Origin of the sequence: Streptomyces sp. SM1, from assembly GCF_002910825.1 — a bacterium.
In the GTDB taxonomy this organism is placed as follows: domain Bacteria; phylum Actinomycetota; class Actinomycetes; order Streptomycetales; family Streptomycetaceae; genus Streptomyces; species Streptomyces okerensis.
Genome location: NZ_NEUB01000634.1, coordinates 1 through 2,795, shown reverse-complemented (window position 1 = coordinate 2,795; position 2,795 = coordinate 1). Strand labels below are relative to the sequence as shown.

At 70.9% G+C, this 2,795-nt stretch carries 2 protein-coding genes and 1 pseudogene; 2 read left to right on the top strand and 1 reads right to left on the bottom strand.

What is annotated here, in order from left to right; genetic code table 11:
- Both B9S61_RS43295 and B9S61_RS16310 read left to right on the top strand, forming a co-directional pair.
- A pseudogene (locus B9S61_RS43295) lies at window positions 1-489 on the top strand (hypothetical protein); the annotation flags it as partial.
- Window positions 375-1,025 carry a tetratricopeptide repeat protein gene (locus B9S61_RS16310; RefSeq protein ID WP_308457772.1) on the top strand — a complete coding sequence of 217 codons (651 nt, stop codon included), beginning with the start codon at window positions 375-377 and terminating at the stop codon, window positions 1,023-1,025. The pseudogene B9S61_RS43295 and the gene B9S61_RS16310, both read left to right, overlap by 115 nt.
- Here the strand turns inward: B9S61_RS16310 and B9S61_RS16305 are convergent.
- Window positions 1,022-2,671 (bottom strand): IS4 family transposase, encoded by a 1,650-nt coding sequence (locus tag B9S61_RS16305; protein ID WP_103542876.1) that lies wholly within the window; start codon window positions 2,669-2,671, stop codon window positions 1,022-1,024. The two genes, B9S61_RS16310 and B9S61_RS16305, sit on opposite strands and share 4 nt — an antisense overlap.
- Window positions 2,672-2,795: the final 124 nt, after the last annotated feature.

Genomic DNA, 2,795 nt, shown 5'->3' with positions numbered 1-2,795 from the left:
CTCGACCCCACCCGGCTCGCCCAGGGCGACGACCGCCTGCGCACCGGCCTCAGCGCCCGCTTCCGCACCTACGAGGACGTCCAGCTGGTCCTCTCCCCGGAGAGCGTCCTCACCCCGGTGCCGGCCAACGAGCTCGACGGCGCCGCCGCCGACGTCCCCTGGATCGTCCTGTTCTTCGACACCTACGAGCGCACCGGCCCCCTCCTCGACGCGTGGCTGCACGGCCGCCCGGGGCGCGTACGAGGCCGCCGTCAGCGAGCTGGGCCGGGCACTCGCGCTGACCCCGGACGACGCCGGAACACCGTGCCCTGCGCGGCGAGTACGGGCGCGCCCTCGGGCGCCACGAACAGGCGGCGGGAGACCTGGAGCGGGCCGTGGCCGCCCTCGACCCCGCCGACGAGTACGCCTGGGCGTCACTCGGAGCCACCCGCCTCGTCCACGGCGAGGCGCAGGCCGCGCTCACCGCACTGGACCGTGCGCTGGAGCTGAAGCCCGACTACTCCTGGGCGCTGATCCGCCGCGCCCGCGTGTGGCGCGAGCTGGGCGACCCCGGACGCCGGCTCGCCGACCTGGACCGGGCCGTGGCCCTGGACCCCGGCTCCCCGTGGGCCCACTGCGAACGCGGCGACGCGCTCCGCGCCGCCGGCCGCGACGAGGAGGCCCTCGCGGCCTACGACCTCGCCCCCACCCTCGACCCCGGGTACGCGTCGGCGTACGCGAGCCGGGGGTCTCGCGCTTCAACCTCGGCCGTTCCGCGGAAGCCCTGGCCGACCTGGAGCGCGCCCTGGAGACCGACCCGTCCTACGCCTGGGCGGGCACCCAGCGCGACAGGGTCGTACGCCACCGTGACGGTTACGTCTGGTCGGATGGGAATGCGTGGCCATCCGGCCTTGCTGTCTTCTCAGGCTTCAGCGGCTGTTGTTGACCAGGCCGTGGTCGCGCCATCGGCGGAAGAACGCATACACCCCGGCCCCATGGCGGGAAGGCCACCGGCGTCGGGCCTTGTCCCAAGGCCGGGAAGTTAGCCTGTTTGTGCTGGTGGCAAGGGGGTTGAGGTCCAGGTTGTGGCTGCGTAGAGGCCGGGTCCGAGCTTGTGGATGAGCCCGGTGTTGGCCCATCGGGACAGTTGCCGATACATGGTGTGCAGGGTGACGTCGCCGAAGTGGGCGGCGATCTCCGCGGGTCTCCACAGCCGGTTCGGGTCGTCCTGCAGCAGGGCGAGGATGCGATGCCGTCGTCGCTGGGCCGGGGCGGTGTAGCGGTCGTCTCGGGAGACGGTGGGCAGAGGCGGCGGTTCGGGGCCGGGTTCGAGGACGGTGACGGCGAGGTCGGTGATGATGCGGCTGTGATCTGGGCGGCCGTCGTCGCGTCGCTCGCTGTAGCGGGACATCGGCGACTTGACCTTGCGGGTGCTGGTCCGGTGGCGGCGGGGCGCAAGGAGGCGGGACAGCACCCGGCGGCCGGTCAGTCCGAGGCGTCCTTGCTCGTCGGGAACGATCCCGGCGGCCTGGACGACCTGGTCACGGGCGGTCTGGAGTGCCACAGTGAAGCAGCAGCGGTCGGGGTCGGTGCCGGGGATGGACTCGGCGGCCTCGACCATCACGGTCCGTAGGGCCTGGTAGAGCGTGAGCAGGGCCCACATCTCCTGCTCGAGGCCGGCCCGGTCGTTCGAGCGGAGCTTCCGTCCGGCCATGATCGTGTGGCGGAGTGCGTAGTACGCGCTCTCGTGTTCCCAGCGCTCGTGGTAGAGCTTGATCAGCGTCGCCGCAGGGTGCCGGCGGGCGTCCGTCAAGGTGGTGACCAGCCGGTAGAAGCCGGTGAAGACGGTGCCGTCAGCGCAGGTCACCGTGATTTCAGCGTCGATGACCCGGACGCCCACAGTGCCGATCACCGACAGGTATGAGCCGTCGTCGAGACGGGCCAGGACCGGGGTGCGCCGGTTGCTGCGGAGCCGGCCCAGCACCTTCGCGCCAGTCGCGGTCGCCTGGGCGAGGAAGTCGTTGGCGTCGAAGCCCTTGTCCCACAGCACCAGCATGTCCGGCCTCAGCAGATGCAGCAGTCGGCAGGCATAGGCGGTCTCGCCCTCGTCGGTGGGGCCGAACACTGCGCCGATCATGGACCTTGTCCCGGTCTCGACCAGCGTCATCAACTCCAGCGTGGGATAGCCGTGATGGGCTGTCCGCCCGAGCCAGGCCCGATTGCGGGGTGAATCGGGCACCCGAAGCGAGCTGCAGCCATCGAAGGACACGGTCCGGTAGGCACCGAAGCGCACCCCCGGCGTGGTAGGGCGTGCCAGCAGCCCGGCGAGCACCTCGAACAGTGACCGAACCGGCGCGGCCCCCAGCCGTCGGCGAAGGTCCCGCAGGGCCTTCGTGCTCGGTGAGGCCACCGGTATGCCGGCCAGGCCGCTGGTGAGCTTGTCCCAGACCAGCCGGTAGCCGACCTCAGGGAACAGGCACATTGCGAGCAGGAAGTACATTCCGACCCGAGAGGGCAGGTCCCGCAGCCGCCGCTGCACCGTCCGCGTCTCCGCCAGCACCGCGTCCACGAGCTCGAACGGCACCACGGCGGTCAGCTCTCCCAGGTGGCCCGGGGCGAACCGGCCCGCGGCCACGGTCACCGTACGGGTGATGGCAGTCAGCGTGGACGGCAGGGCAAGATGAACCTGCAACGGAGCTCCTCACGTACAAGCTGTCTTGGTCGACTGCCTGTACCAACGAGCTCCGTTGTGCTTTCGCTTCGAACCCTCAATGTGCTTGCAGGACCTGCGAGAACGCTAACTTCCCGGCCTTGGG